The 25,661-nt window shown below is 69.8% G+C and carries 27 protein-coding genes; 8 read left to right on the top strand and 19 right to left on the bottom strand.

Annotated elements, in window-relative coordinates:
* Positions 1-55: 55 nt before the first annotated feature.
* From D7V88_RS09750 to D7V88_RS09785, 8 genes are all read right to left on the bottom strand, one after another.
* A complete protein-coding gene (locus tag D7V88_RS09750; RefSeq protein WP_120540344.1) occupies positions 56-2,164 on the bottom strand; it encodes a putative metal-binding motif-containing protein in 2,109 nt (702 codons plus the stop codon).
* A 107-nt stretch (positions 2,165-2,271) separates the two neighbouring features.
* Positions 2,272-2,580 carry a YtxH domain-containing protein gene (locus tag D7V88_RS09755; protein ID WP_120540345.1) on the bottom strand — a complete coding sequence of 103 codons (309 nt, stop codon included), beginning with the start codon at positions 2,578-2,580 and terminating at the stop codon, positions 2,272-2,274.
* A 63-nt stretch (positions 2,581-2,643) separates the two neighbouring features.
* Positions 2,644-3,027, bottom strand: a complete 384-nt coding sequence (locus D7V88_RS09760; protein WP_120540346.1) for a hypothetical protein — start codon at positions 3,025-3,027, stop codon at positions 2,644-2,646.
* Positions 3,028-3,062: 35 nt separating this feature from the next.
* A complete protein-coding gene (locus tag D7V88_RS09765) occupies positions 3,063-3,260 on the bottom strand; it encodes a hypothetical protein (RefSeq protein ID WP_120532066.1) in 198 nt (65 codons plus the stop codon).
* Between the two features lie 75 nt (positions 3,261-3,335).
* Positions 3,336-3,545, bottom strand: coding sequence for a DUF3618 domain-containing protein (locus D7V88_RS09770; RefSeq protein WP_120540347.1), 210 nt, complete (start codon positions 3,543-3,545; stop codon positions 3,336-3,338).
* Positions 3,535-4,008, bottom strand: a complete 474-nt coding sequence (locus D7V88_RS09775; protein ID WP_120540348.1) for a phage holin family protein — start codon at positions 4,006-4,008, stop codon at positions 3,535-3,537. The genes D7V88_RS09770 and D7V88_RS09775 overlap by 11 nt, the downstream gene beginning before the upstream one ends.
* A 175-nt stretch (positions 4,009-4,183) precedes the next feature.
* Positions 4,184-4,948, bottom strand: coding sequence for an endonuclease/exonuclease/phosphatase family protein (locus tag D7V88_RS09780; protein WP_120540349.1), 765 nt, complete (start codon positions 4,946-4,948; stop codon positions 4,184-4,186).
* A gap of 25 nt (positions 4,949-4,973) precedes the next feature.
* Complete coding sequence (locus D7V88_RS09785) at positions 4,974-5,486, bottom strand: hypothetical protein (protein WP_120540350.1); 513 nt, start codon at positions 5,484-5,486, stop codon at positions 4,974-4,976.
* 314 nt (positions 5,487-5,800) lie between these two features.
* Between D7V88_RS09785 and D7V88_RS09790 the strand changes: the two genes are divergently transcribed.
* Complete coding sequence (locus D7V88_RS09790; RefSeq protein ID WP_120540351.1) at positions 5,801-6,886, top strand: M23 family metallopeptidase; 1,086 nt, start codon at positions 5,801-5,803, stop codon at positions 6,884-6,886.
* Positions 6,887-7,006: 120 nt separating this feature from the next.
* Here the strand turns inward: D7V88_RS09790 and D7V88_RS09795 are convergent, their stop codons facing one another.
* The 10 genes from D7V88_RS09795 to D7V88_RS09840 all read right to left on the bottom strand — a co-directional run bounded on the left by D7V88_RS09795 (position 7,007) and on the right by D7V88_RS09840 (position 18,330).
* Positions 7,007-7,789, bottom strand: a complete 783-nt coding sequence (locus D7V88_RS09795; RefSeq protein WP_120540352.1) for an enoyl-CoA hydratase/isomerase family protein — start codon at positions 7,787-7,789, stop codon at positions 7,007-7,009.
* Complete coding sequence (locus tag D7V88_RS09800) at positions 7,738-8,517, bottom strand: TetR/AcrR family transcriptional regulator (RefSeq protein ID WP_120540370.1); 780 nt, start codon at positions 8,515-8,517, stop codon at positions 7,738-7,740. Before D7V88_RS09800 ends, D7V88_RS09795 begins: the two co-directional genes overlap by 52 nt.
* Before the next feature lie 148 nt (positions 8,518-8,665).
* Entirely contained in the window at positions 8,666-9,016 is a 351-nt protein-coding gene (locus D7V88_RS09805) for a helix-turn-helix domain-containing protein (protein ID WP_014398120.1), read from the bottom strand.
* Positions 9,017-9,080: 64 nt separating this feature from the next.
* Positions 9,081-11,771 (bottom strand): LPS-assembly protein LptD, encoded by a 2,691-nt coding sequence (locus tag D7V88_RS09810; RefSeq protein ID WP_120540353.1) that lies wholly within the window; start codon positions 11,769-11,771, stop codon positions 9,081-9,083.
* Positions 11,772-11,822: 51 nt separating this feature from the next.
* Positions 11,823-13,295 carry an AMIN domain-containing protein gene (locus D7V88_RS09815; RefSeq protein ID WP_120540354.1) on the bottom strand — a complete coding sequence of 491 codons (1,473 nt, stop codon included), beginning with the start codon at positions 13,293-13,295 and terminating at the stop codon, positions 11,823-11,825.
* 92 nt (positions 13,296-13,387) lie between these two features.
* On the bottom strand, positions 13,388-14,659 hold the full coding sequence (locus tag D7V88_RS09820) for an alpha/beta hydrolase (protein ID WP_120540355.1): 1,272 nt from the start codon (positions 14,657-14,659) through the stop codon (positions 13,388-13,390).
* Between the two features lie 39 nt (positions 14,660-14,698).
* Entirely contained in the window at positions 14,699-15,982 is a 1,284-nt protein-coding gene (locus D7V88_RS09825) for a bifunctional folylpolyglutamate synthase/dihydrofolate synthase (RefSeq protein ID WP_208726196.1), read from the bottom strand.
* A 19-nt stretch (positions 15,983-16,001) separates the two neighbouring features.
* On the bottom strand, positions 16,002-16,853 hold the full coding sequence (accD, locus tag D7V88_RS09830) for an acetyl-CoA carboxylase, carboxyltransferase subunit beta (protein ID WP_120540356.1): 852 nt from the start codon (positions 16,851-16,853) through the stop codon (positions 16,002-16,004).
* A 69-nt stretch (positions 16,854-16,922) separates the two neighbouring features.
* Complete coding sequence (locus tag D7V88_RS09835) at positions 16,923-17,678, bottom strand: MBL fold metallo-hydrolase (RefSeq protein WP_120540357.1); 756 nt, start codon at positions 17,676-17,678, stop codon at positions 16,923-16,925.
* Position 17,679: 1 nt separating this feature from the next.
* On the bottom strand, positions 17,680-18,330 hold the full coding sequence (locus tag D7V88_RS09840) for a Crp/Fnr family transcriptional regulator (RefSeq protein WP_120532054.1): 651 nt from the start codon (positions 18,328-18,330) through the stop codon (positions 17,680-17,682).
* 174 nt (positions 18,331-18,504) lie between these two features.
* Between D7V88_RS09840 and purM the strand changes: the two genes are divergently transcribed.
* From purM to D7V88_RS09855, 3 genes are all read left to right on the top strand, one after another.
* Entirely contained in the window at positions 18,505-19,542 is a 1,038-nt protein-coding gene (gene purM / locus D7V88_RS09845) for a phosphoribosylformylglycinamidine cyclo-ligase (protein WP_120540358.1), read from the top strand.
* A complete protein-coding gene (gene purN, locus D7V88_RS09850; protein ID WP_120540359.1) occupies positions 19,539-20,204 on the top strand; it encodes a phosphoribosylglycinamide formyltransferase in 666 nt (221 codons plus the stop codon). The genes purM and purN overlap by 4 nt, the downstream gene beginning before the upstream one ends.
* A gap of 191 nt (positions 20,205-20,395) precedes the next feature.
* Positions 20,396-20,833 (top strand): 2-thiouracil desulfurase family protein, encoded by a 438-nt coding sequence (locus D7V88_RS09855; RefSeq protein WP_167509831.1) that lies wholly within the window; start codon positions 20,396-20,398, stop codon positions 20,831-20,833.
* Between the two features lie 16 nt (positions 20,834-20,849).
* Here D7V88_RS09855 and D7V88_RS09860 read toward each other — a convergent pair whose 3' ends face one another.
* Positions 20,850-21,923, bottom strand: coding sequence for an enoyl-CoA hydratase/isomerase family protein (locus D7V88_RS09860; protein ID WP_120540360.1), 1,074 nt, complete (start codon positions 21,921-21,923; stop codon positions 20,850-20,852).
* Between the two features lie 85 nt (positions 21,924-22,008).
* Between D7V88_RS09860 and D7V88_RS09865 the strand changes: the two genes are divergently transcribed.
* The 4 genes from D7V88_RS09865 (at position 22,009) to murQ (ending at position 25,583) form a co-directional block, all read left to right on the top strand.
* The gene (locus D7V88_RS09865; RefSeq protein ID WP_120540361.1) at positions 22,009-22,698 is read left to right on the top strand and encodes an HAD family hydrolase; all 690 of its coding nucleotides are present in this window, start codon (positions 22,009-22,011) and stop codon (positions 22,696-22,698) included.
* Between the two features lie 84 nt (positions 22,699-22,782).
* Positions 22,783-24,306, top strand: coding sequence for an NAD(P)-binding protein (locus D7V88_RS09870; RefSeq protein ID WP_120540362.1), 1,524 nt, complete (start codon positions 22,783-22,785; stop codon positions 24,304-24,306).
* A gap of 106 nt (positions 24,307-24,412) precedes the next feature.
* The gene (gene rpmB, locus D7V88_RS09875; RefSeq protein WP_120540363.1) at positions 24,413-24,604 is read left to right on the top strand and encodes a 50S ribosomal protein L28; all 192 of its coding nucleotides are present in this window, start codon (positions 24,413-24,415) and stop codon (positions 24,602-24,604) included.
* A gap of 16 nt (positions 24,605-24,620) precedes the next feature.
* Positions 24,621-25,583 carry an N-acetylmuramic acid 6-phosphate etherase gene (gene murQ, locus D7V88_RS09880; RefSeq protein WP_120540364.1) on the top strand — a complete coding sequence of 321 codons (963 nt, stop codon included), beginning with the start codon at positions 24,621-24,623 and terminating at the stop codon, positions 25,581-25,583.
* Positions 25,584-25,661 lie beyond the last annotated feature (78 nt).

Genomic DNA, 25,661 nt, shown 5'->3' on the forward strand with positions numbered 1-25,661 from the left:
TGCCAGGGCGAGGCGGTCGTCGGTTCTTGTCAGCGCTCATACCGCGAGTCCCTGATCAGTTCGGCCAGGAGGGGTAGTGGAAGACGGTCCCTGGATAGCCAACGATCCAGAGGTCTTCCGGACCGGTTCCCTCGATGTCGTAGACAGGGCCGACGAACATCTGCGTGCTCCACTGGCGGCCATCGTATCGGTGCGCCCTTCCCATCTCGGAGAGCACGTAGATGGAGTTCCTTCCGAAGGCGAGCACATCCGTCAGGTCCAGGCCCGACGGCGACGTGTGGTGACTCCACCCGGTGCCATTCCAGACGAGGAGCGTTCCGTTGTCACCCACGGCATAGGCCAACCGGGAGTTGACCACCCGGACCCCGTTCAGGGGGCCTGTGGCGCCGGGAACGGTGGCGTCAGCGCTCCAGGACTTCGACGCTGGGGAATAGCGGAAAATCACCCCTCCATCGCCGCCGCCCACCGCGAACATCGTGTTCGGGGAGACGCCATGAATGCCTCGCAAGGGCCCGTTCGCGCTCTGACTGGAAACGACGTACGGGGGAAGGCCACCATCCCAGAGGAAGACACCTCCCACGGAAGCATCCGGTGAGTTCGTGTCGGCCGTCACGCCATGGAGTTCCGCGTTCGTCCCCATGGCGAAGCCATGGATGTCATTGGCGTAGATCGTGGAACCCACCAGAGAGGTCCGGGGCGAACAGTCGTCACTGGAGGGCCACTGCCTGACCACGGACGCGAATGAAGTGACCATATACGCGGTCCCCGTCTGGGGATGAGCCCAGACGCCCAGGACATCCACCGGATTGGCTGAACCCGTGCACGCACCGGGCAACACGGTGAACGAACTGCTTCCAGGCACCTTCACCGCCCGCGTCGACGCGGAGCCCACGATCCACACGCCACCGTCGTTGTACTGAGACACCCCGTACCACCGGGTTCCCCCGTCCCCCACGTTCTGCCCGCCCCAGCGGGGTGAGCCGCTCAAGCACGTGCCTTCATCCGAGGTCCCGTCGCAGTCGTTGTCCTGCGAATCACACAGCTCGGGCGCGCCGGAGTAGATGAAGGGATTGCCATCGTCACAATCCCCGCTCCTGTCCACGAAGAGTTCAGTCGGAGGAGCACAGGCCACGACCCCCGCATCGTTCTGCCCGAAGGAGTCGTCGTCATCGTCTGGATACCAGGTGGGGAAATTGGCCGGAAGCTGGCAGACGGTCCCGGTCCCCCCTGCATTGCAGGCACGAACGCCGTAACACCCCCCGTCGGCCTCGACACAGGACGTCCCGACGAAGAAGCCCTCGTCCGTGTCCCCATTGCAGTTGTCGTCCACGCCGTTGCACCGCTCGATGGCGGCGGGATATGCGCCCGCGTTCGCGTCGTCGCAGTCATCGTGGGGGGCCGACGTCGGGATGCGGTTGGGAGGCAGCGTCGCCGTGCACACCGGCTGCGCACCCCGCTTCACATCGCCGTGCCCGTCCCCGTCTTCGTCCGCCCAGGCGTACTGCGCCACGGGCACCTGGCAGGCCACCGTGCCATCCGGCTGACAGGCGCGAACCCCAGTGCAACCCTCCGCGCTCGCACACCCCTCTCCCACACCGAACTCCTCGTCCACCCTGACATCACAGTTGTCGTCCACGCCGTTGCACAGTTCGGTCGCCCCCGGGTGCACGTCGGCGCGCGTGTCGTCACAGTCGGTGCCTCCGGACTCGCGGCTCGCGTGGCCGTCCTGGTCCGCGTCCGTGGCCTCAAGCAGGAAGTTGACGTCGAGCGTCGCCCCCTCCTTCAGCGTGACCTGCTGGTCCGAGGAATCCATGGGCATGCCTTCACATGCTCCGGCGAAGGCTTCCACGGACGCTCGCACCGTCAAGCCCCAGTCCTTGGGAGGAGAGAAGCCCTGCGTCACGCGCGTCGCCGCGATCCCTCCGTCTGAACCCCTGGGAATCGACAGGGCCAGTTCCGCACCGCTCGCGTCGTCCTGCGCCACGAAACGCAGACACCCGGGGGCGAAGCCTCGCAAGTCCACATGGATGCGAAGCATTCCGCAGTCCTCATTCCCTACCGCGCAGAAGCCCCGCTCCCGCCAGAGGTCTTCCAGCGACGGCACGGTGCACCGCACCAGGGACAAAGCCAGCAATGACACCCAGACGGCTCGGGAACGGGACATGGCCGCGCATCCTAGGCCATTCCCTGTCACTCCCAACCTCCGGAAACACGAAAGCCCCTCCCCACTCACGCGGGAAGAGGCCCGTGAACTTCACAGCCGACCAGGAATCAGGTCGTCCGCGAACCCGGCGGCACCGTGGAGCCCGCGCCCTGCTGGGTCTCCGTGCCGCGCGCGCTGTTGATGGCGCCCGCGAGCTTGTCCTGGCCACCCTGCAGCTTGGTGCGCAGGTCGCCGCGCAACTGCGTGCCCGGCTTGTCCGCCAGCAGCAGGCCCACGCCCACGCCCACCAGCAGACCGGCGGCGAAGATGCCCAGCGCGGGCAACGTCGTCTCCGCGGTGGTGCGGCGGGTCTCCAGACCCACGAGGTCCAACAGGTCGTCGCGGTCCAGCTTCTTCAAGTCCTTCAGGCTCAGCATGTCCGACTCCGGGGGAGGAGACTTCAGTGGAAAAGCGAAAGCGTGTGACGCGAGGAAGAAAGCCTAGACGCTGCCCGACGGCGGCGTGCCTCGGCCCGTCTGATAGCCCTGGAAGGCCGACTCGGCCATCCCGACCAGTTCGTCCTTCACGAAGGGCAGCGCGGCCAGCCGCACGCCCAGCTTCAGGATGCGCGCCGTCAGCGGCGTGAAGAGCCCGCCGCCCAGCACGTAGCCCACGCCCGCGGCGATGGCCAGGGTGCCGTAGGGGTTGCGCTCCACGCGCCCCTTGAGGTCCAGCGTCTGCCCCAGGTCCGCCACCGCGCTGCGCGCGTTGTCGATGAACTGCTGCGCGTCCGAACCCAACTGATCCACCCGCTGGCCGAAGCCCGCGTCGTCAGCGTGTTCCGCCGCGCTGCCATTGCCCGTCGTGCCCGAATACGTCGTCATGGTCGTGTTCCCTTCCAGCGAGCGTCCCGGAGGACTCAGCGCGAGGCGATCCGGCCCACGAGGAAACCCACCGCGATGGCACCCAGCAGGCACGTGCCGGGGTTCGCCCGGATGAAGCCCACCACCTGACGGTTCAGGTCCACCAGGTTCTGCCGCGCCTCATCCACCTGGGGCATCACCTGGTCCTGAAGCTGCCGAGCCCGGTCCGACATCTGCTGCGGATTGATTTCCATGAAAGCCCTCTGCTGTGCGTTCGTTCTCGATGCGTCCAGAAGAATGTGTCCATCACGGCCCGCGCGCGCTTGCCGCTAGCGCCGCGAACCCACCACGTAGCCCACGAGGAAGGCCGTCCCCACGCACGCGTAGGGATGACGCCGCACCCACTGGCGCCAGTCGGTGGCCACCGCCACCTCCTCGCGCAGCTCGCTCACCGACGTGGCCAGTTCGGCCCGGGTGCGCTCGATTTCCTCGCGAAGCGCCGCGCTCGTGCGCGGCAGTTGTCCATTGCTAGCGGCCATCCCGCGACTCCTTGAAGACCTTGTCCGTCGTGTCCTTGAGCGTGTTCACCCCGGGCGTCGCCGCATCCCGCGGACGTGCCGTGGTGAGCGCCGCCATGCTGCGCGACAGCTCGCTCGCGCTGTCATCCATCATCTGCCGGGACTTCATGCGGTTCACCGCGCGGAAGATGCCGAAGCAGCCTCCGACCAGGTTCACGCCGCCCACCAGCGCCAGCGCTCCCGCCCACCCCAGCCAGGTGGCCAGGAAGGCTGAAAGCGCGCCGCAGACGAACGCATAGCCCACGAGGAGGAAGGGCACGAACACGGCGATGCTCGCCACGTCCAGGCCCACCGCCTTCGCGTCCTCCGCGATCTCCAGCCGCGCCAACTGCAGGTGCTGCGTCACCAGCCGACTGAAGCCGTCCGCCATGCGCCCGACGAGCGCGGCCACGCCGCGATCCGTCTGTTCACTGCCCACGTGCATGCGCTCTCCGGCCGACGCTCAATCCCGTACGCGTGGGCGCCAACCTAGGCACCCCTCCCCGCCGCGACAACCACATCCCGGCGAAACTGTCCGGCGTTCGCAAGCGTCGGCCACTCAACGCGAGAAACCTCCGGACCCCCGTCACCCTAGCCGATCGCGCCGTCCCGGCGCTGGGCTAGCCAATCAACTGCACCGGCGGCGCCACGGGCGGCTGCACCGCGATGGGCGCCTCGAAGCGCATGACGAGCGGCAGGTGGTCGGACGCCACCCGGCTGAGCGGCGTGCGGTGCGGCGTCACCGATACCGGCCGCACCCCTGAGTCCACGTAGATGCGATCCAACCGGAACAGCGGCAGCCGCGTGGGGTACGTGCGCGCGGCGGCCCCCAGCTCGAACGCGGCGTCGTGGATGGCCTCCCGCACCAGCGACGACACCGGCCCGTTACCCCACGAATTGAAGTCCCCACACACCACCATCGGGTCCTTGCGCGCCGCGTCCCGGAGCAGGTCCGCGGACAGGAGCAGCGCTTCCTGCCGCCGCCGCTCGCTCACCGACAGGCCCAGGTGGAGGCAGAAGACATGGAGCTGCTTTCCGTCGCCCAGGTCCAGGTCGCACCGCAGCGCCCCCCGGGGCTCGCGCCCCGTCACGCTGAGGTCGTAGTTCTTCGACTTGATCACCGGCAGCCGGCTGAGGATGGCGTTGCCGTAGCGGCGCCCGTTGCGGACCACGTTGGGCCCGAAGGCCATGTGCATGCCCAGCATCTCCGCCAGGTGTTCGGGCTGGTCCTCCCGGGACGTCTTGCCCCGGAAGTCCCCCACCTCCTGGAGCGCGATGATGTCCGCGTTCACCTCACGCAGCACCGCGCCCACGCGGGACAGGTCGAAGTGCCCGTCCACGCCGATGCCGCTGTGGATGTTGTACGAGACGAGTGTCAGCTCCACGCGTCGCTCACCCTCCCCTTCCGGTTCAGGCCGGGATGATCCGGCGGGCCGCCAGTCGCACCGCTTCCAGGGGCAGCGTCGCCAGGCGCTGCACCGCCGACGCCACGTCACCCACGCCGGCCTGGATGGCCTTCAGTTGCCGGCGCGCCTCGTCGACGAGGTCCGTCAACTGGCCCTGCGAAGGCACCTGTTCCTTCGTGGTGGGCAGCGCGCCGATGGGCGCCGTCGTCCCGATGATGGGCGCCGCGACCGCCTTGCGCTTCTTGGAATTGCCGCCCGAGCGCGCCGGCTGGGCGTGGGAGAACTTGGCGTCAGCCTCGGGCCGGGCCAGTTCCTCCAGTTCGAGCTCCATCTTGCGCGCCATGAGGATCTCCTCCGTCTGGGCGTGGCTCTTGCCGTAATGGATGCCCTGCGTGTCATCCACCGTCACGCGAGCGGAGCGGGACAACTGCTCCTTGTCCTGCTGACGGAGGCCGCGCTTCTGCGGAGGCACGGACTGGGGGACCTTGAAGTGGTCGAAGCTGTAGGAGCGAGGCATGCGCGCTCTCCCTTTCGAAATCGATGCGCTGCGTTGATGGGATGAAGCTAGGGAGCCCACCGTCGTCCGTAACGGCTTGACACCTCGGATCCGAGACGGCTGCCTGCCGCTCGTCCGGCCGAGAACACAATTTCGCCTCCCGGGGCACGCAAGTACCGACAATGGCACGCATTCGTCGCCCGCCTCCGGGACGTCCAACCGGGCGTCGACCAGCGGACCTCCAGGCAGGCCCTTCAAGTCCGCGAGGCAGTCAACCAACACCTCCAACGCCGGTCCGGGAAGGTTCCGCGCGCGTGTGGTGTAAAGAACGGCCCATGCCCGCCCGGAATCATTCCGCGTCCCGACTCCTCGTCCTCACCCTGCTCGCCTCCGGGCCTTCGGCGCTCGCCGCCGGGTCGCCTGCCTCTTCTCCCGCCGGGGTGGCGGGGACCGTGACGGGCGCCGCGCCCACGCCCTCCCCCGCCGGCACCCGCGCTCCGGGCGCGCCCACGCCGGGCGCCGTCATCCAGGGAGAGCTGGCCCCCCTGCTGGTGAAGTCCGGCCCTGGCCCCGTGCTGGACAGGCCCCTGCTGTCGCTCCAGCCGGCCAGCGCGAAGCCGGGCGATCCGGTGCTGGTGACGGTGCGCGGCGCGGCCGGACTTCCCACGGGGACGCTCGGAGGCCGGGCGCTGCGCTTCTTCGCGTGGCGCGAAGGCTACCTCGCCCTCACCAGCCTCCCGGTGGAGCTGCCCCCCGGCACGCAGGCGGTGGACGTGATGGCCCCCGGCAAGGGCCTGCCGGTGGCGCTGTCCGGCATGCTGGAGGTGAAGGATCCGAGCTACCGCGAGCGCGAACTGCGCGTGGCCAACAAGTACGTGTCGCCGCCCAAGGCGGTGAAGGCGCGCATGGCCGCGGACCGCAAGGCGTTCGCCGAGGCGTTCGCGCAGCCCTTCCAGACGCCGCTGTTCGGACAGAACTTCGCGTGGCCGCGCCAGGACGAGGTGACGGCGCCCTTCGGCGACCGCCGCTCGTTCAACGGCAAGCTGCAGAGCCAGCACTTCGGCGTGGACCTGGACGGCGACGTGGGCGCGCCGGTGGTCGCCGCCAACGACGGCACGGTGGTGATGGCGCGCGACAACTACGCCTCCGGCAACACCGTGCTCGTGCACCACGGCGCCGGCCTCTTCACCGCGTACTTCCACCTGTCGCGCATCGACGTGAAGAACGGCGCGGTGGTGAAGCAGGGCGACGGGCTGGGACTCGTGGGCAGCACCGGCCGCGTCACCGGGCCCCACCTCCACTGGGGCGTGAAGGCGGATGACCGGTGGGTGGATGGTCAGACGCTGCTCAAGTTGGACTTCCTCGGCGTGCCGGAGACGCCGGGCGTCGCGGTCAGCTCACCCGAACTCGCAAATCCCTAGCGCCTCGCCGCGCGTCACCGGCTGGCCCCGAGCGCACCCGGGGCCAGCAGCAGCGACACGTCGTGGCCCGGACCTCAGGTGACACCCGAGAGAGGAGGCCCGCCCGCAGGCGCTCCCGCGCTACCGGTCCTTCCACTGCGGAGGCCGCTTCTCCAGGAAGGCCGTCACGCCCTCCGCCGCGTCGTCCGCGAGCACGTTCAGCGAAAGCTGTGACGACAGGAGCTCCAGCGCGGCCGGCAACGTCATGTCCTCCGCGGTGAAGAAGGCGCGCCGTCCCAGGGCCAGCACCGCCTGGCTCTTGCCCGCGAGCTTCGTCGCGAGCGCGGCCACCGTGGCATCCAGCTCCGCGGCCGGCACCACGCGGTTGAGCAACCCCAGCGCCAGCGCGTCGCGCGCGGGCAGCCGGTCCCCGGTGAGCACCAGCTCCAGCGCGCGCTTGCGGCCCAGGTGCCGCTGCAAGAGCGCCATCATCATCATGGGGAAGAGCCCCACGTCGATTTCGGGCGTGCCCAGGTCCGCGCCCTCCACGGCGACGGCCAGGTCGCACGCGAGCACCAGGCCCAGCCCGCCCGCCAGCGCGTGGCCGTTGACGCGGGCCACGGTGGGCTTGCGCACCTCCTGGAAGCGCGTGAGCAGCCGCCCGTAGGAGCGACGCCCTTCGTGGGTGGCCAGGAAGCCGCCGTCTCCGGTCATCGCCCCCAGGTCCCCACCCGCGCAGAACACCTTCTCCCCCGCCCCGGTGAGCACGAGCACGCGCACGGCGGGGTCGGCGTCCGCGCGGTCGAGCGCGGCGAGCAGGCCGTCAATCACCCCCGGCGACAGCGCGTTGCGCGCCCTCGGCCGGTCGATGGTCAGGTGCGCTTGGGGGCCTTGGACTTCGTACCGGACTTCTCCCGCTTCCATGTAGACACCTCCGGAGGGGCCTCGGGCTTCGGCTCCTCGGCCTTCGAAAGCTCGCTCCGGGAGGGTTCGGTCCGGGGTGGTTCGCCCTGGGCCTTCTCCACGCCGGGGACGAGGACACCGTGGAGGAACGAGTCGGCGATCTGCGCCTTGGCCCGCTCCAGCATCACCGTGTCGCGCGCGTCCGCGAGGCCCACGACGAAGGCCGTGAGCCCCATCTCGATGGAGCCGAACAGGAGCGCGGAGGCGAGCAGCGGATCCACATCCGGGCGCAGCTCCCCGGACTCCTTCGCGCGGGTGAACATCTGCGCGCTCAGGCGGATGACGTCCACGAAGGCCGTCTGCCGGTTGATGCGGGCCCCCGCCGGACTGCGGGCAATCTCAAGGATGAGGACCTTCACCGCGCGCGGGTCCACCCGGTAGGCCTCGAAGGCCACGTCCGCGATGCGGCGCACCTTGTCCGCCAGCGGGCCTTCGCTCTCCGCGACCAGCCGCGCACGGGAGATGAAGCCGCTCCAGCCCGTCTCGAAGACGGTCTCCAGCAGCTCGTCCTTGTTCTTGAAGTAGTGGTAGACGAGCCCGTACGCGACGCCCGCCTCCTTGGCGACGTCCGCGATGCGGCAGCCGTGGTAGCCCTTGCGGGCGAACACGTCGATGGCGGCACGCAGGATGGTCCGGCGACGCTCGCTCTCCCGCGTCCCGCCTTCCGGTGCCGACTTCTGCTGGCCCACGCGTCCTCCCATGACTGGTTGATTCGAAAATCAGCCAGTCACGCTACGGACGCGGGGCCCCGGGGTCAATCCTTACGTAGAGCCTTCCGCCACGCCGAGGGGGAGGCGGGCGGAAGGCGCTGGAAGACGACAGCCTGCCTGGAAGGCGTCAGGCGGCCGAGCCGTTGAACATCACCCGGGCTACGCCCAGGAGGCGGTCCACGTCGCGGGCATTGAGGCCCCGGGCGCGGGCGAAGTCCGACAACGGACGCAGCAGATCCTCCGTCTGGGCGGGCGTCTGCTCCGTGCCCGTGAAGAGTTCTCCGAGGCTGACGCTGAGGGCGTTGGACAGCGCCGCGAGCGTTTCGACATGGGGGACACGCTCGCCACGCTCGATCATCGACAGGAAGGACACGCTGATCTGTGCCCGCTCAGCGAGCTCTTCCTGCGTCCATCGCTCCGGGCGCTGCGTGCGAAGCTCGCGAATGCGCTGGCCAATTCTTTTTCCGAGATCCGACACGAAAGACTTCTCCTGGGGGGGATGTTTCGAGGTGAGTGCAACCCTCGCGTACAGCGGGTGATTCCTAACCCCCTGAACCAAAGGATCCGAAGCCGGCGACGCTGAAATTCACGCCGGCGAATTCCGGCGACTGGTTGCGCCGCAGGATCACCACCCCCTCGATGCGCCAGCAGTCACAGGCGGGTCCGTAGGACACGCCAAAGGTCTGCTGGGCAAGGGGCTGACTTTCCTGGGAAACCGGATCCTTATAGAGGGGCTGCACAAGTGCTTCGTATCGCAACCCGAGCCCGAATCCGAGTTTGATTCGCGTACCGGCAGTGAGTGCCTGTGCCCGTTCGGTCGGAGAGGGGTCGACCTGGTCGGTGTGGGACGGCAGGGGGCGAGGTGCGTCTCCGACGAGCATGTCGATGCCCCGGCGCACGAAATCCGGGCCCTGCGCGAGCGGATCCAGCCCGCGGTCGATGGACAACTGCCTCACCGCGAGCAGGTCGTCGTAGCGCCCATAGAGCGCGTTGCCCTTGCCGTTGTCGATGGAGAAGTCGGCGCCCAACTGGGTGATGTCCCCCGTCGTGGGGTCCATGCGCACGACGGCGCCCGCGGTGAGGACCCCGGCGCTGGCGGACAGACGCGCGAAGGTGTCTCGCAGCACGCCGCCCTGCACCGTGTCCCGGCCGGCGACGGGGACGTGGCGGGACAAGTCGAAGCCCTGACCGATGCGCAGGCGCAAGGGTTCGCGGGTGGTGGGGCCCTTGCGCACGCGCAGCGACTGGTCCACGGCCACCACCGCATGGAGGAAGCCGCGCACGCGGCCGTCGGACTGGAGCGGCACCGCGGCGTCCACCTCGTCGTAGATGAGGGGCACGGTGCCAGAGCCCTCCGCGCGCGCGGCGGTGAGGCCGTGGCCCCAGCCTCCGGGCACGTAGCGCAGCGTCACCGACGGGGAGAGCGTGTGGCGGTAGAGCGTGTCCTTGTCCGTGAAGGTGCGGGCCAACTGGGAGTCCAGCACCAGGTCCGCCATGGGATAGCCGCGCTGGAAGGTGCGGCCGGAGACCTCGCCCACGGCGACGTCCTGGCGCACCGACAGCGAGGGCGTCAGCCGCGCCCAGGGCCCCAGCCCATAGGAGGTGGACAGGCGCGGCAGCAACGTCACGCGGTCGCGGCCCTCGCGCTCGGTGGCGTCGAAACGGCCGTTGCCCTCCAGGTCGTCCACGGGGAGGCCGAAGAAGTCGATGTTCAGCGGCGCGGACGCCGGGCGCCAGCGGGCGTACGGCGAGAAGAGCGCGTCCCGGCCGTCGTCCGCGAAGGCGCTGCGCATGGGCGAAAGACGGCTGTACTCCACCTGCACCCCGCCCATCACGCGTCCGCCGAACAGGGGGCGCTCGGGCAGGGCCAGGGTGAGGCCCGGCAGGCGCTGGAACGTCGTGGGGCCGTGCGGATCCACGGCGACGTTGTCCGCGGTGGCCACGGCGGGAATGGTGTTCGGCTGGAAGAAGCGGAACGGGTAGCGCAGGTCCTGGCGCAGCGACACGTCCAGGCCCAGGTAGCGGTCGTCCTTGCGCTGGTACACGACGGCCGAGCTGCGCAGGTAGTTGTTGTTCTGCACCAGCAGGTCGGCGGTGAGGTCGCGCGTGTAGAAGCCGTCCGAAACGATGTACGCGTCCACCCGGTCGCGCCAGCCATCGCCCAGGTCCTGCGTGTGCTGCCAGGACGCCTCGCCCCGGATCCCGCGCTTCTCGTCCACGTACTGCATGGGCAGGAACACGGGCGGCTCCACGCTGTGGTCATAAGGCCGGAAGAACCCGCCGGTGATGGGATCCAACCGGGGCCGCAGGTCGTAGAGGAGGCCCACCGTGGCCCGGCCCCGCGTCCGCTCACTGGGCACGTAGCGGAATTCCGTCAACAGCCGGGGCCCCTTCACGCCGTTGGGGCGCGGCTCGCGGATGGTGGCCCCGTCGGCGTCCTTGTAGACGGTGTCGATGTCGCCGCTGCCCGTGTAATAGCCGGGCGTGAAGGTCATGTCGTAGCTCTCCCCCAGCGTGAGGAAGACGGGCACCTCCAGCGCGAAGCCGTTGAGGCCGGAGTTGGCCGGGCGGGGAATCAGCAGGCCGGAGCGGCGCTCGGCCAGGGGCAGGTACAGCCACGGCAGCGCGAACACCGGCACCGAGCGCACGTACACCACGGGCCAGGTGAGGATGGCCCGCTCGCCCATGACGACGCTGGCCTCCTTGGCCTCCACGCGCCAACTGGGCTCCCCCGGGCCGCACTGGCACGGGGTGAAGGCCAGGCCATCCACGGAGAAGGACGCCTCCCCGGTGCGGCGGATGCGCGTGCCGCTCAAGAGGACGGGCGTCTCCCCCAGCTTGCGCAGCTCGTCCGGCGTCTTCGCGGCCTGGAGGGCTTCGGGGGTGACGCCCTTCTTCTGCATGAAGAGGCCGCCCTTCACGTTGGCCTCGTTGGAGCGCAGGTCCACGCGCACGTCGTCCGCGATGGCGGCCATCATGCCGCTGACGAACATCACGTTGCCGGTGGCGGTGGCCACCTGGGTGGCCTCGCTGTACGTCACCTCGTCCGCGCGCAGGACGTTGGGGCCGCTTCTCAGCTCGCAGTGGCCCCGCGCGGTGAGGATGTCCGACTCGTAGACGACGTAGTCGGCCGCCAGCTCCACCACCTCGCCGGTGGGCAGTTCCACCTGGGTGGCCAGCGGAATCTGGGCCGACACCAGGAGCGTCAATGCGACCGGAACGAGGAAGGTCATGCAGGGGGGCTTGGCAAGGGGCGCCGTGCCGGCAACGGCGCCCGCCCCGTCCTAGCGGCCCGGACGCGGGAAGTCGAGGGTGATGAGCCCGCCGTCCTGGCGTGTCTGGTAGCGGACCCCCTGCTTCAACTGGATGACGACGCGCACGGACTGGCCCGCGGCGGCGAACGCCTCCACGCGCGACACCGCCGACGGGAAGAAGTGCGTGTCCAGGGGCAGCGTGTTGTTGGACTCCACCACGCGCGTGTTCTCCAGCTCCAGCACCACCTGGTTGCCCGACTCGCTCACCGTGTAGCGGACCGGCTCGTTGGTGCGCACGAACACGCGGGAGCTGTCCGGCTGCTGCTGGAAGCCCACCAACGTCATCGTCTTGCGGCGCGACGACGTCTGTCCCCCGCCGCTCTCCCGCGCCGCGCTGCCCTGGCTGGCCGGCCGCGAGGGTGTCTCGCGGGACGCCACCGTCCGCTGCTGGCGGCTCGCGCGGGCCTCCTCGGCCCTCTGACGCTTCTGCTCGGCGGCGGCGGCGATGGCCTGCTGCTGCTCGTCGCGGCGGGCCTGCGCGGCGGCGCGCTTCTCCTCGGCGGCGGACTGCGCGGCGGCACGCTTCTCCTCCGCGGCGGCCTGCGTGGCGGCGCGCTTCTCCTCGGCGGCGGCCTGCGCGGCGGCGCGCTTCTGCTCCGCCGAGCTCTTCGCGGAGGCCTGGGCCTGGGCCTGCTGCTGACGCTGGGCCTCGGCGGCGGCCTGTTCGGTGGCGCGGCGCTCGTCCTCCGCGCGCTTCGCGGCCACGCGGGCGTCCTCTTCCTGGCGCTTGCGCTCGGCGACGGCGGCGGCCTCGGAGGCGCGGCGCTCCTCATCCTGGCGCTGCGATGCGAGGCGGGCCTCTTCCTGCTTCTGGCGTTCGGCGTCCGCGTCCGCCTTGGCGCGGGCGGCGGCATCGGCGGCGGCCTTCTCCTGGGCCTCCCGGTCCGCCCGGGCGGCGTCGGCGGCGGCCTTCGCGGCCTTCTCCTGCGTGTCGCGGTCCGACGCGGCGGCGCGGGCAGCGTCCTGGGCATTGGCTCCCGTGGGGGTGTTGGTCGCGGAGGCGACCTCCGCCGTGCCCTGCGGCTGCGCGGGCGTGTTCGCGGCGACGGTCGCACCGCCCCCGCCCAGCACCTTCACCACCAGCTTGTTGCCGGAGGACTGGATGTCGGTCTCCACCTCGCGCTCGTAGCCGATGAGGATGCGCGCGATGGAGGCGGACTCGGTGCCGTACGTGGCGGTGCGGATGCCGGTGACGGTGCCGTTGCCCACCGGCTGCTCTTCGTCCACGCCCTGGAAGACGGCGCCGGACACGTCCAGCACCAGCCGCGGGGGGTCCGTCATGGTGAAGCTGTTGAAGTCCGGCTTCTTGCTGCCGGTAATCTCCACCGTGCCACCATTCACGGTGATGCTGGTGATGGTGTTGAGGTCCGCAGCCGGCTGCTGCGCCAGCGCCACCAGGGGCACGAGCATCCATCCGAGCAGCGACACCGCCAAGGCCTTCATCGACCACTCCCGTTGCCGTACGACAGAGGCGCGCGAAATTAGCACGCAGCCGGGAGGCTCCAACTTTTCAGGCCGGTGGGAACGTCCGCGCTTCAACGCAAGCGCGGCAGCGTGGGCGAGCGCGTGCGGTGCGTGCGTGTGTATTCAATGAGATTCTTGATGTCGTAGCAGATCTGCCGGATGTCGTGCCCCATCGTCAGCTCGACGTGGCTGTTGCCCTTCACCGGCCGCCACAGCAGGTACTCGCTCTTCGCCGCGCGATACACGCTGCGGGTGGACTCCACGGACGCCAGCGGGTCCATGTCCCCGAAGATGATGGCCATGGGGATTTCAATCTTCCCGAAGCCGCGCTTGAAGTCGTAGTCCGTGCGGTAGCAGACCATCTCGCCCCGGCGGATCCACCGGGCGAACTGTTCAATCACCTTGCGCGGCTCGCGCTCGCCGCCCTCGCGCAAGAGCCACCGGATGTCGTCGCGGCTGACGCGTTCGGTGTTGATGAGCCGGTTCAGCTTGCGCGTGAAACGCTGATACAGCTTCGAATCATCCGCCTGCGCAATCTGTCGTTCCACGAACTTCAGCACGATGTCCACCGGCACCGCGTTGAACACGAGCGACTTCGGCGTGTCCGGCGCCAGGCGCTTCTGGAGCGCCGGGCTGAAGGCCCCTGCCCCCTTCGACAGGAGCGAGCGTCCGAACGAACTCGCGCGGCGATTCAGGTTCACGCCGCCCAGCGCCATGTCCACCGCGCTCGCCAGGAGCGGCGAGCCGTGCGCCAGCATGCGCAGCAGCATGAACCCGCGCCCCAGGTCCGCGGGGGCGCCAATGGTGATGAGCCCCTCGAAGTCGTCGTGGATGCCGGCGTAGCCGTAGCCCAGCATGCCGCCCATGGAGTGGCCGCAGTAGAAGACGCGCTCGCGGCGGGTGATGCGCTTCACGCCGGAGACAGCCGCGGGCAGGTCGTAGAGGAAGTAGCTGTCCAGGTCCCAGCCGTAGTCCAGGTCCGTGGGAAGCGGGCGCTTGAAGCGCTCGGCGCGCTCCTTCTGGAAGGCGATGGAGCTCTTGCCGTGCCCGCGCAGCTCCAGGATGTGGATGTCCACGCCGAAGAAGAGCAGGTTCTTGACGAACTGGCCGCTGGTCCACGTGTGCCGGTTCTGGGAGAAGCCGTGCACGAGCAGCAGCGGCTCACCGAACAGCGGCTGCGCGAACGCCTGTTTCACCGGCCGGTAGCGCGTGATGACGAGCGACCATCCGTCCGCCGTCTCCACCACGTAGTTCGTCTTTGAGTACAGCGCCCGAAAGTCGACTTCATCGACGGTGGGCATCGGAGGGCCGGGTAGGGCCGATCTCCAGTCCGGCAGGCGCATGTCTCAAAGTTACTGCCGCTGCTGCATTGCGCCAAGGTTTCACGCGAGCAATCGCTTCACCGCGCCCACCAGGAACAATGAGCCTGTACAAAGGACCCATCCTTCCGGGCTGCCGTCAGCATCGACCCGGGCACCCGCGAGGGCATCCTCCAGGGAGGCATGGGCGACGACCCGTGAACACAAGGCCCGCGCTTCGTCGGTGTATCGCTCCGGTGCGAGCGAGCGCGGCGTGTCCAGCGGCGTGAGGTGGACGGAGGTCGCCAGGGGAAACAGGGCCCGCATCATCGGTCCCCGGTCCTTGTCCGCCACCACCCCGAAGACGAGGTGCAGGGGACGCCCCGCGTAGAGGGCCTCCAGGGCTTCCAGCAACACCGCCACCCCCGCCGGGTTGTGGGCGCCATCCACCACCACCGAAGGCTGCGTGGCCACCTCCTCCAGCCGTCCGGGCCAGCGGGCCGTGGCCAGCCCCACGCGGGCGGCCTCCGGCGTCACGGCGACGCCCCTCGCATGGAGGGCTTCCAGGCAGGCCAGGGCCACCGCCGCGTTCTGACGCTGGTAGGGCCCGCGCAAGGAGAGCGTCAGGTCACCGAGCGACCAGGCAAGCCCCCGGTACGCCAGCCTGCCGTCGTCCTGGACCTCCAGGCCGAAGTCGCGGCCCTCCACGTGGACCGGCACGCCCAGTTGCTCCGCCCGGCGCAGGAGCGCGTCCATCGCCTCCGGGTCCTGCCTGGAGAGCACCACCGGCACGCCGGGCTTGAAGATGCCCGCCTTCTCCCCCGCGATCTCCCGGAGCGTGTGGCCCAGGTACTCCATGTGGTCGAAGGACACGGGGGTGACGCAGGTGACGACGGGGTTCGCGGCGTTGGTGGCGTCAAGCCGTCCGCCCAGGCCCGTCTCCAGGACGGCCACGTCCACGCGCTCCCGCGAGAAGTGCCAGAGGGCGACCACGGTGCCGAACTCGAAGTACGTCATCGGGTCCGTCCGCGCGGAGGGGTAGCGCTCCAGCACCTCCAGGATGCGCTGTCCGAAGACGTCGTCCGGGATGTCCTCGCCCGCCACGCGGATGCGCTCGTTGACGCGGACGAGGTGCGGCGACGTGTAGAGCCCCACCCGGTGGCCCGCGGCTTCGAGCGCGCGCGCCACGAAGGCGCAGGTGCTGCCCTTGCCGTTGGTGCCGGCGACGTGCAGCGCCGGGTAGTCGCGCTCCGGATGGTCCAGCGCCGCGAGCGCGTCCTTCACCCGCTCCAGGCCCAGCTTGATGCCGGAGGGGTTGAGCGCCTGGAAGAAGCGCAGGGCCTCCTCGGGGGTACTGGGCGCGTCCATGGCGTTCGGTGAAACCGCCCTACCCCAGCAGGCCGAAGAGCTGGCCCAGCTTCGTGCGCAGCTCCTTGCGGTGGATGATGGCGTCGATCATCCCGTGGTCCAGCAGGAACTCCGAGCGCTGGAAGCCCTCCGGGAGCTTCTGGCGGATGGTCTGCTCGATGACGCGCGGGCCCGCGAAGCCGATGAGGGCGTGCGGCTCCGCGAGGATGACGTCGCCCAACCAGGAGAAGGACGCGGCCACGCCGCCGGTGGTGGGGTTGAGCATCACCGACACGTACGGCTTGCCGCTGTTGCGGAAGCGCGCGATGGCCGCGGACGTCTTCGCCATCTGCATCAGGGAGAAGATGCCCTCCTGCATGCGCGCGCCGCCGGACGCGGAGAACACCAGCGCGGGGCACTTGAGCTCGTAGGCGCGCTCGAACACGCGCGTCACCTTCTCGCCCACCACCGAGCCCATGGAGCCGCCCATGAACTCGAAGAGGAAGCAGCCCACGGAGACCTGGTGGCCCTCGATGCGGCCCACGCCGGAGATGAACGCGTCGTTCTCATCCAGGTTCTTGCGCGTGGACTTCAGCCGGTCCTTGTACTTCTTGGTGTCGCTGAAGCCGAGCGGGTCCAACGGCTCCAGCTCCTTGTCGAACTCCTCGAAGGAGTCCGGATCCAGCGTTGCCGCCAGCCGCGAGCGCGCCGTCCAGGCGTGGTGGTGTTCGCAGTGCGGACACACCATCCAGTTCTTCTCCAGCTCCTGACGGTAGATGATCTCGTCGCAGCTCTCGCACTTGGCCCACAGGCCCTGCATGCGGGAGGGCTGGGGCTCGGCGACAGGCTCGGGATCGACGGCGATGCGGGGCTTCTTGGAGAACCAGGCCATGAGGGCGCCAGGGGTTAGTCCGCCCGCCGACAGCCGTCAATACCTCCGTACGGCGCGCTGCGGCACGACCTAGAACTGGAAGGTCTCCCCCAGCTCCAGGACGTTCACCGGCAGTGGGGCCAGCTCCTTCTTGAGCTGGGGGATGAAGGCGGGCTTCAGGTGGTAGAGCATCACCTGGGCGCCGTTGCGGTCGAACTTGCGCAGCTCCGAGCCCACGGTGGCCGGCGTCAGGTGGCCGGAGATGTCCGCCAGGGCCTGGAGGCTGTTGGGGAAGCTGGCTTCCAAGAGCAGCGCCTTCAGGTTCTTCGTGGCGTTGAGCGCCTTCCACAGCTTGTCGGTGGGACCGGTGTCGCCGCTCATCGCGAGGGAGGACTTCCCGTCGGAGATGATGAAGGCGCACGACTCCACCGGGTGGCTCACCGGCACGCTCCTCACGGTGTAGGGGCCTACCTGGAAGGTGCTGCCGGCGCGGAAGGTCTTGATGGCCAGGACGGGCTTGGCGCGCGTGGGGATGCGGGTGAAGTCCGGCCACAGGGCGTTGTTGAACATGTTCTCGCGCAGCGCCCTGGCGCACTCGCGGGAGGCATGGATGGTGACGGGCTTGTCGCGCCGGCCGATGACGAGGTCGGCCAGCAGCGGCAGGTCCTTCACATGGTCGAAGTGGCTGTGGCCGACGAGGATGTCGTCGACCTTGCAGAGCTGCTCCAGCGACAGCGTCCCGGTGAGTGCTCCCGCGTCGAGCGCGAGCACGTCATCCACGAGGAAGCAGGTGCTCCTGCACGTGGGAAGCTCGCCGCCGTGGCACCCGAGGACTTGCAGCTTCACGCTAGAGGTCTCCGAACTTCCACTTCATCTCGAGGTAGTTGAGGAAGTCATGCAGCCGGGCCGTGTCATACACGGTCAGTCTGTCACCGCTGCGCTCGATGAGACCCGCGCGCTCCATGCGATCCAACATGCTGCGCACGGCGGGTTCGCCCACGCCAATCTGCCGGGGCATCTCCCGCACCGCGAAGTCGATCTCCACGCCCTCCTCCTGCTGCCGGCCGCGCGCCTGGCAGGCCTGGAGGATCTGATGGACCACGCGGCTGGCGGGGTCCCCGTGGAGCAGGTTTTCAATCTGGGCGTCCGCCTCCGACAGGCGTTCGGCCAGCTTCTTGATCATCCTGACGGCGATCTCCGCGTTGCCGCGGATCATCGCCTCGAAGGTTTTCGGGTCGATGACGAGCAGCTTCGCGTCGTCATGGACGATGGCGGAGGCGTTCCGGGGCTTGTTGGAGATGATGGCCATCTCACCGAAGAATTCGCCCGGTCCCAGGACGGCCAGGACCTTCTCCACGTCGCGCACGCGCTTGGAGATGGCGATCTTCCCCGACTGGATGACGAACATCTCCTTGCCGATCTCTCCCTCACGGAAGAGCTCGGTGCCCTTGGGGAACTCCTTGCCAAATCTTTGAAAGAGGGTTTCCTCGGCGCCCATCTGGCCAACGAGTCAATCAGCCCCCACCCCACCGGTCAAATATCCCAGAGCGATATCGCGCGGTGGCGTGGCAGGACGGTCTTCATGCCAGGGGGCACGGTCGCCGCCGCAAACCCGACACGGGGACGCCGAGGCCCGAGACAGGACCCCCTGGGAGGGATACAAGGCCGGCCCGTGGGAACGACCTATAAGCAGAGCGGCGTAGACATCGAGGCCGGCGACGCGTTCGTCGAACGAATCAAGCCCCATGCCGCGCGCACCATGCGCCCCGAGGTGTTGGCCGGGGTGGGTGGGTTCGGTGGACTGTTCGCCCTGCCGCCCGGCAAGTACCAGGCGCCGGTGCTGGTGGCGGGTACCGACGGCGTGGGCACCAAGCTCAAGGTGGCCTTCCTCGCGGGGCGCCATGACACGGTGGGCATCGACCTCGTCGCCATGTCGGTGAACGACATCCTCACCTGCGGCGCGGAGCCGCTGTTCTTCCTGGACTACTTCGCCACCGGCAAGCTGGAGGTGGACGCGGCGGCGGAGGTGGTGAAGGGCATCGCCCTGGGCTGCGAGCAGGCCGGGTGCGCGCTCCTGGGCGGAGAGACGGCGGAGATGCCGGGCTTCTACGCGCGCGGCGAGTACGACGTCGCGGGCTTCTGCGTGGGCGTGGTGGAGCGCTCGGCCATCATCGACGGCAAGACCGTGAAGCCGGGGGATGCGCTCATCGGCCTGACGTCGTCGGGGCTGCACAGCAACGGCTACTCGCTGGCGCGCAAGGTGCTGCTGGACGACGCGAAGCTTGCGCTGGACGTGACGCCGCAGGGGTTGGACCGCCCGCTGGGTGACGCGCTGCTGGAGCCCACGCGCATCTACGTGAAGGACGCGCTCGCGCTGTGCCAGGCGGTGAAGGTGAAGGGCATGGCGCACATCACCGGCAGCGGCATCCCGGGCAACCTGCCCCGGTGCCTGCCGGATGGGACGCGCGCGGTGCTGAATGAGTCGGCGTGGAAGAAGCCGGCCATCTTCGACCTCATCGCGAAGACGGGGAACGTCGCGCGCGACGAGATGTTCAGCACGTTCAACATGGGCCTGGGCCTCATCGTCGTGGTGGCGAAGGAGGACGTGGGCAAGGCGCTGGAGGTGCTGCGCGGCCGGGGCGTGGAAGCGTCCGAGGTGGGCCGGGTGGAAGCGGGCCAGGGCGAGGCCACGGCGGTCATCGACCCATGAGCGCGCAGCGGGCGCGGCTGGGGGTGCTCATCAGCGGTGGCGGGAGCAACCTGCAGGCGCTGCTCGACGCGGCCGGGCAGGCGGACTTCCCGGCCGAGGTGGCGTGCGTGGTGTCCAACATGCCCACCGCCTACGGGTTGGAACGCGCGCGCAAGGCGGGCGTGCGCGCGGAGGTGGTGGACCACAAGGGCTTCGCGTCCAAGGCGGACTTCGAGGCGGCGCTGCACGGCGTGCTGGCCGACGCGGGCGTGCAGTGGGTGTGCCTCGCGGGCTTCATGCGGCTGGTGAGCGCGGACTTCCTGAAGCACTTTCCGGGGCGCGTGCTGAACATCCACCCTTCCCTGCTGCCCGCGTTCCCGGGGCTGCATGCGCAGCGCCAGGCGCTGGAGCGCGGCGTGAAGGTGGCCGGGTGCACGGTGCACTTCGTGGACGCGGGCACGGACACCGGGCCCATCATCGCGCAGGCGGCGGTGCCGGTGCTCGCGCAGGATGACGAAGCGAGCCTGAGTGCGCGCATCCTCGCGGAGGAGCACCGGCTGTATCCGCTCGCCGTGCGGCTGGCGGTGACGGGCGCGGTGACGCTGGATGGGATGCGCACGCGGGTGGATGCGATCGTCACGGGAGATGGGGCGGCCTTGCGCAGTCCGGGGGCCCCGAAGTGACGGAGGTGGCGGATCCGAACGGGGCCCATGGGTTGGCGGCAACGGCTTCGCCCGAATCGGATCCGGACGCGGCCCGCGAACTGGCGGACTCTTCAGCGGTGACCGTCAGGCGTGATGCGCCCCCAGCCCCGTCAGGTGAGTCCGAGGCTTCGGCGCGAGACGCGCGACGGCAGGCCCTGCGCGATGCGCCCGTGGTCCTGGTGAGTGCGTGCCTGCTGGGTGAGGCATGCCGGTATGACGGGCGCTCGCAGCGTTCGGAGCGCGTGCTCGCGGCGCTGGAAGGCAAGTCCGTGGTCCCCATCTGTCCGGAGGCCGGGGCGGGCATGGGCATCCCCCGCCCTCCCGTGGACCTGTCCGGAGGCACGGGCGTGGATGTCTGGGCCGGCCGTGCACGGGCCCTCACACGGGAGACCCGCGAGGACCGCACCGACGCGTTCAGGGAAGGCGCACGACTCGCGCTGGATGCCGCGCGGCGGTTCGAGGTCCCGGTGGCGCTGCTGAAGGAGAAGAGCCCTTCGTGCGGCAGCCAGCGCGTCTACGACACCGGCGTGCTGCGCCCCGGAGAAGGCATCACGACCGCGCTGCTGCGCGCGGACGGACGCACCGTCGTGAGCGACGAGGACCTGTAGCCGTCCTCCCCTGCGTTCAGTCGAACGACGGCAACACCAGCTCGTCCCCGGGTCGCGGCGCGAAGCACGCCTCCACCTCCGCGTCCGTCACCTCCGCGAGCGTGGCCGGGCTCCAGCGCGGCTTCTGATCCTTGTCCACCAGCACCGCCCGGATCCCCTCCCGGAAGTCCGGCCGCGCGGTCAGCGCCTGGCTCAGGCGGTACTCCACGCGCGCCATCGTGTCGTAGTCTTGGCCACGCCCCTCGCGAAGCTGCCGCAGCGTCACCTTGAGGCTCGTGGGCGACATGCGCAGCAGCGTGGCCCGCGTCGCCTGCGCCCACGTCGAGCCCTCGCGCTCCAGCGCCGCGAGGATGTCCTCCACCCGGTTGCCCTGGAAGCACCGATTGATGACCTCCACCTGGGCCTCCAGCGAGGAAGTCCCTGGCTCCGCGATGAAGCCCGCCAGCACATGCGCCACCACGTGGTGCGCCGGGCCGCTCCAATCCGCGGCCACCAGCGCGCCCAGGACCTCCTCCAGCCGCGAAGCCTCCACCCGGTGCGTCGCGTACCCCAACCACACCGCGTCCGCCGCGTCACACCGCGCGCCCGTCAGCCCCAGGTACGTGCCCGTCTCGCCCGGGAAGCGCGGCAGGAACCAGCCCCCGCCCACGTCCGGGAAGATGCCGATGCCCGTCTCCGGCATCGCGAGCACCAGCTTCTCCGTGACGACCCGGAATCCGCCGTGCACCGACAGCCCCAGTCCCCCGCCCATGCAGATGCCGTCCACCAGCGCGATGAAGGGCTTCGGGAAATGGTGGATGCGGTGGTTGAGCGCGTACTCGGCGAGGAAGAACTCGCTCGAAAGGGACGCTCCCCCCTCCGTGCGGCCAACCGACCCGGCCACCGCGCGCACGTCCCCTCCCGCGCAGAACGCCTTTCCCCCGGCACCCCGGATCACCACGGCCTTCACGGCTGCATCCGCGGCCCAGGCATCCAGTTGGGGATGCAGCGCCCGGCACATGTCCAGCGAGAGCGCGTTGAGCGCCTTCGGGCGGTTGAGGGTGACAAGGCCCACGGCGCCCCGGGTCTCCAGCAGCACGTCCTCGCTCATATGCCTCCAGGGGATATCAGGCCCAGCCGAGCACACATGGGAGATTCAGGGGTGACAAGCCGGCTGAAAGCGGTATGGGAAGCAAATGACTTCCGCAGCCGCCCCCCTGCGCGCCGCCGTCTTCGACATGGACGGCACGCTTGTCGACAACATGGACTTCCACAACCGGGCCTGGGTGACACTTGCCCGGAAGCTCGGGCTGGAGGACCTGACCGCCGAGCGGTTCCAGAACGAGTTCGCGGGCAAGAAGAACGAGGAGATCTTCCCGGAGCTGCTGGGGCGCGCGCTGTCCGTCGCGGAGCTGGACGCGCTCGCGGACGAGAAGGAATCCCACTACCGCGCCATCTACCGGCCCTACCTCGCGCTGCACCGGGGCGCGGAGGGCTTCCTCCACCGCCTGCGGGACGCGCGCCTGCCCATGGCCGTGGCCACCGCCGCGCCGCAGGGCAACCGCGAGCTGGTGCTGGACGGGCTCTCCGTGCGGCCGCTGTTCGCGTGCGTCGTCGGCGCCGAACAGGTGAAGCGCGGCAAGCCCGCGCCGGACATCTTCCTCGCGGCGGCCCAGGCGCTGAAGGTGCCCCCGGAAGCGTGCGTGGCCTTCGAGGACGCCATCAACGGCGTGCTGTCCGCGCGCGCCGCCGGCATGGTCACCGTGGGCATCACCACCACCACCACCGCCGAGCTGCTCAAGAAGGCCGGCGCCCACTACACCGCCGCGGACTTCGACACGCTGCCCCCGGAGCTGCTGGCGCGGCTCTTCTCCGCGCGGCCCTGACGGGTCGTCCGGACCCGCCCCCGTCCGAAACCAACGCGCCAAAAGGGCGCCAGACGCGGTGACGTTGTGTAGTGTTCGGCGGCTATGTCGACGTCCGCCGCCAAACAACTCAAGCTCCCCTCGGGCCCGTCCCGGCACGTGTACGACGTCATCGTGCTGGGCAGCCAGGTCGGAGGGGCGCTCGCCGCCGCGCTCCTGGCGAAGCGCAACCACCGCGTGTTGCTGGTGGAGCACGACGGCATGGGCCCCGGCTACGAGCACGACGGCTTCGTGCTCCCCTACGCCCCCTTCGTCGCGCCGCCCCTCAAGGCGATGCCCGCGGTGGAGGAGGCCCTCTCCGAACTGGGGCTGTCCACCGTCATCAGCCGGGCGATGCGTCCCCACGCGCCCGAGCTCCAGTTGGTGCTGCCGAAGAACCGGGTGGACCTGACCACGGACGCCGCGCGCCGCCGCTCGGAGCTGACGCGCGAGTTCGGCGAGGCTGGCGAAGGCATCCAGGGCGCCCTGGCCGGCAGCTCCGCCCAGCACGAAGCCACCGACGCCTTCTTCAAGACGGGCCCCCAGCTCCCCCCCGACGGCTTCTTCGAGGGCTGGAAGCTCAAGGGGCTCATCAAGGATCACCCGGGCCTGGAGGCCACGCCCCGGCTCGCGAGCGAGGACCCCGCGCTGTCACTGGTGCGCGGCCTGCTGCCCTTCGTGGTGCACCTGGAGAAGCCCACCGCGCCCCTGGCCCTCACCCGGGCCCTGTCCCAGGTGCTCGCCGCGCCCTCCACCTACCCCGGCGGCATGGACGCCCTGCGCGATGTCCTCACCCGGCGGCTGGCGGAGCTGGGCGGGGACGTGCTGGGCCGCGACAACCCCGCGGGCTTCATCGTGGAGGAGCTGGCGTTCGACGGCAGCAAGTTCGCGGGCGTGAAGCTGGTGCGCTCGGACACGCTCTACCGGGCGTCGTGCCTGGTGACGGCCACGGACTCCGGGGCCATCCGCCGGCTGGTGACGGACAAGAAGCACCACCGGGGCCTCCTGGAGCACCTGGACCAGTCCAACACCAAGTCCCTGCTCTTCAGCGTGAACTGGGTCGTGCCGGAGTCGGCGCTCCCGCGCGGCATGGGCGAACTGGTGCTCGTGGACACGCAGGACCCGGAGCTGGGCCCCATGCTCGTGCAGCAGCACCCGGCGCGGACCACCACCGGAGGCAACAGCCGGGACGTGGAGGGCGTGCGCGTGGTGTGCGCGGGCGCCTTCGTGCCGGCCTCCGCGCGCGAACTGGGCGAGGAGCACCTCCAGGGCCTGGCGGCGAAGATCGACGAGCACCTGGACCGCCTCATGCCCTTCACGAAGCAGCACCGTGCGCTGCGGTCGGCCCCCTACCTGGACGCCGGGGGAGTGCGCGGCAGCCGCCTCATGCCCCACCCCCTCTACAGCTTCGAGTCGGAAGCCTTCCTGGGCGTCACGGGGTTGAAGCAGCGCACGCCGGCCAAGAACGTGATCCTGGCGGGCCGCGAGGTGCTGCCCGGACTGGGCCTGGAAGGCGAGCTCCTGGCGGGAATGCGGGCCGCGAAAATGGTGCAGGAGATGTTGAAGAAGAAGGATCCCCTCAAGGGATAGGTTTTCCCTCACGGATCCGGCTGGATTTTCGGTCTGTTTCTGGTAGGTTCCGCCGCTCTTTTATGGGCTGCCGTAGAACGCCCCAGTTTTCAAGGAGTTAGCAGTCATGGCGTGGAAGTGCGACCTCTGTGGGAAGCGTCCGCTGGTGGGTAACAACGTCAGCCACGCGAACAACAAGACCAAGAAGCGGAGCCTGCCGAACCTGCAGAAGCTGCGGGCCAACGTCGGTGGCAGCATCGAGCGCGTTCTGGCCTGCACCCGCTGCATCAAGGCGGGCAAGGTGACCAAGGCCGCCTGAAGTCCGGGTCCTTCCGGTGGGCACGACGCGCGCCCCAAAAGCAGCGCTTCCGCCCACCGAACGGCTCCACCCCCGCGCGGATGATCTGGACCTCCTCCCTGTCGAGGCGGTCGTCCGACGGTTGCATCAAGAAGACCTGATCGCCCTTCGCTCGGTGCGCGAGGCCCTGCCGGCCATCTCGGCGGCGGCCCGGACCGTGGCCGAAGCGTTGCGCGTCGGTGGCAGGCTGCTCTACGTGGGCGCCGGCACCAGCGGACGGCTTGGCGTGCTCGATGCCAGCGAGTGTCCCCCCACCTTCGGCGTGCCGTCCACCTGCGTCCAGGCGGCCATCGCGGGAGGCAAGCGGGCCCTGACGCGTGCCGTGGAGGGCGCCGAGGACGACGTCGAGGCGGGTGCGCGGGCGGTGCGCACCTTCCGGGCGACGGCGCGCGACGTGGTGTGCGGCATCTCCGCGAGCGCGTCCACGCCCTACGTCCGGGGTGCGCTGGACGAGGCCCGCCTCCGGGGGGCGCACACGGTGCTGGTCTGCTGCAACCCACCGGGGAAGGCCCTGCGGGCGGACACGGTGGTGCTGGCGCTCACCGGGCCGGAGGTGGTGGCGGGCTCCACGCGGCTCAAGGCAGGCACGGCGACGAAGCTGGTGCTGAACGCGATCACCACGGCGGCCTTCGTGTCGCTGGGCAAGGTGTACCGGGGGCGCATGGTGGACGTGCGCCCGACGAACGCGAAGCTCAAGGCCCGCGCGGCCCGCATGGTGGCGGAGCTGACGGACCTGCCCCCGGCCCGGGCCCGGGCGCTGCTCACGGCGGCGGGGAACAGCGTGAAGCTGGCGCTGGCCATGCACTTCACCGGGCTTCCGCCCGCCCAGGCGCGGCGCAGGCTGGAGGATGGGGGCCTGCGGGCGCTCGCACCTCCTGTGCCCGGACGCACCGCCGTGTCCAAGGCGAACGGAAAAAGCCCCCGGCGACGTCGGTCCTGAACACCGGGGGGACCCGGAGGGCCAGGCCCCGGCGAGCGTGGGAGCAGGGCTTTAGACTTCAGGGCATGCGCCCCACCC

This window comes from Corallococcus terminator (assembly GCF_003611635.1).
In the GTDB taxonomy this organism is placed as follows: Bacteria; Myxococcota; Myxococcia; order Myxococcales; family Myxococcaceae; genus Corallococcus; species Corallococcus terminator.